Origin of the sequence: Endozoicomonas ascidiicola, from assembly GCF_001646945.1 — a bacterium.
In the GTDB taxonomy this organism is placed as follows: domain Bacteria; phylum Pseudomonadota; class Gammaproteobacteria; order Pseudomonadales; family Endozoicomonadaceae; genus Endozoicomonas; species Endozoicomonas ascidiicola.
In genome coordinates this window covers 7,262-9,558 of the sequence record NZ_LUTV01000008.1, presented here as the reverse complement: position 1 = coordinate 9,558, position 2,297 = coordinate 7,262, and the positions used below count along the sequence as shown (strand labels likewise).

Below are 2,297 nucleotides of genomic sequence, written 5' to 3'. Positions count from 1 at the left end.
CCTATGGCCTCAATATTATCGAGCACCCGATGGGCTTTGCCCCATTCAACAATGTACTCGACTGAATGAAATACCTTCTCCCATGAAGTATTAAACGTCTTGGCAACTTCCTTCCAGGAGAGTTTTCGAGCCCAGCCTGCGAGAAACTGCATGTACACTTTGGTCAGTTCTTTTTTACCTTCTGCCCATGGAACCTGCTCAACCTTTACGCCACATGTCTTACATTGAACGCGGCGCATTCTGTAAATCAGGGAAACTCTGATTCCCCAGAGAGGAACAAACTCGAAGCGTCGTTCAGCAAGGCGATCGTAACCCGGTGCTGGGTTGTGGCAGCCTGAACAGATAGCGTGACCATTCTTGCGGGGAACGACTGTCACATCGAAGACTTCAGAGCCTTGATGGAAGCCGAGTTTTACATCCTGATAAACAAATGACTTGAGTTTATGAACTTTATTGAGGATAGTTTTTATCAGCATCAGCGACGTTTCTTATTGTTTTTTGTCTGCAAACAAAAAAATCTATCAGAAATCGATCGCTGGTGCTTTTTTCTTCAAATTAGCTCATTTTTACCCACAGATACCCCTGAAGAGCCATTTTTCTTGAAAACCCGCCTTAGTAGAACTGAATTTTTCTTTATAGTGGTCGTAAAAATGAACATCTGACACCCCATGTTCCCGAAATAGGCTCTCGATGGGTAACAGCAAGATACTCAAACAAGATCAAGAAGCGGCCCTTCCAGCAAACTCATCAGTTCGCCAAAATAACCGTCGGAGCCTCCTCATTAGCTCCCTTGAACTATAAGCAGAACAATCCAAAGATCGAAGTTATTTATGGACAGCTTTCAAACGGCCAATAATCAGCCATCTGCTCTCTGCGGCCCGCAAGTCACAAATCAAAAACCGAAAATGCTTCTTCCATCATCTGTTCAAACACCGGGTTAAACGTCAGCCGGGCATGAACTTTTCCTTCTTCCTGATACCCCCAGGCGCTGTACCATACCGGGTTACCCTGCTGACAAAACGCCATAGCATCCAGCACCTCCTGACCGTTACGACAAATACGTTCAGTGCCGTTAATGCCGTAATAACTATTCTCCGGTGAAAACAGTATCCCCATATGGGACATATTGCTGATCCGAAATTCCGGCATGCGACCATTGACAACAATTTCCCTATCCGTCGCTGCTGACGGCTCTGAGCCGAACCACATGAGTCTGTTGTCCGGATGGGTAAAACGCTCATTAAAAAGGCGACGAATTTCATTAACCTCCAGCACACTGTCATGCTCGGTTAATACCATAAACACCGGACGATCGAAGTCATCATCTTCCAGACTGTCCAGCACCCTTTTGCTGGTTTGATAGTACTGGGCAAAACCATTGGTCGGCGTTTGAAAATAGCGGGCTATATTCGTCTGAGTGCCGGGCACCTCTGACCTTAGCCAGTCCCTGAATAATGCGGCAGCCGGCGTCAGACTGATCAGAGGCTCATCGGTTTGAAAGCCCGGAGAAAACAGCATCAATCCACGAATATCGTTATCCTTTTCCGCGTACAGAAAAGCCAGATTACCGCCAGTGGAAAAGCCGCCCAGATACACCTCATCCACTTCCTGCTTCAGCAATGCCACCTGCTTTTCCACCAGCGTTTGCCAGTCTCTGAAATCCGCATTAATCAGGTCAGCCGGACGAGTACCGTGGCCGGAAAGTAGTACCGTTCTGACTAAAAAACCCTGCTCAGCAAGGGACTGACTGATATCCACAAACGACCACGGTGAATCTCCCAGACCGTGGATCAGTAGAATTCCTCTTCGCTGGGCTGGACTCCCCAGGGGCTTCACCTCAAAAGGCAGATTCGCTTTCAATTCTTGTTCGTGATTGTCGGTGAGAAAATATCGGTTAGACCTAAGGAATAGTCCCCAATTAACTTCCCTATTTTCAAGAGATCAGGAATCGTCGATAATTGCTCCGCATGAGTGCAGGAGGTCATCTTGGGCAGTTATTCGACGACAGTAGAGGTTCAAATGGTTCGGTTTTATCAGTCACTCAACGAGAGGGATCGTCGTCGCTATGCTGCGATTGAAGCGATAAAGCTTGTGCATGGTGGCATCGAATTCATTTCTCAGTTACTGGCTTGTGACCCGAAAACGATTCGTCGAGGTATCGCTGAGCTGGAATCAGAACATCTGAACGCTGATCATCAGCGAAAAAAAGGGGCGGACGCACACCGCTGATTGAGAAAAGTCCCCAGCTGACTGAAAACTTTCTCACCATACTCCGTAACCATACTGCTGGGGACCCG

The 2,297-nt window shown here is 47.5% G+C and carries 2 protein-coding genes and 1 pseudogene; 1 reads left to right on the top strand and 2 read right to left on the bottom strand.

Annotation, left to right across the window (positions count from 1 at the left end; translation table 11 throughout):
• Positions 1-476, bottom strand: a pseudogene (locus AKL11_RS25775) (ISL3 family transposase); the annotation flags it as partial.
• A gap of 409 nt (positions 477-885) precedes the next feature.
• Positions 886-1,860, bottom strand: coding sequence for an alpha/beta hydrolase (locus AKL11_RS20510; RefSeq protein ID WP_067521469.1), 975 nt, complete (start codon positions 1,858-1,860; stop codon positions 886-888).
• A gap of 126 nt (positions 1,861-1,986) precedes the next feature.
• On the opposite strand from AKL11_RS20510, the gene AKL11_RS20505 reads away from it, so the two are divergent.
• Complete coding sequence (locus AKL11_RS20505) at positions 1,987-2,229, top strand: hypothetical protein (RefSeq protein WP_095210601.1); 243 nt, start codon at positions 1,987-1,989, stop codon at positions 2,227-2,229.
• Positions 2,230-2,297: the final 68 nt, after the last annotated feature.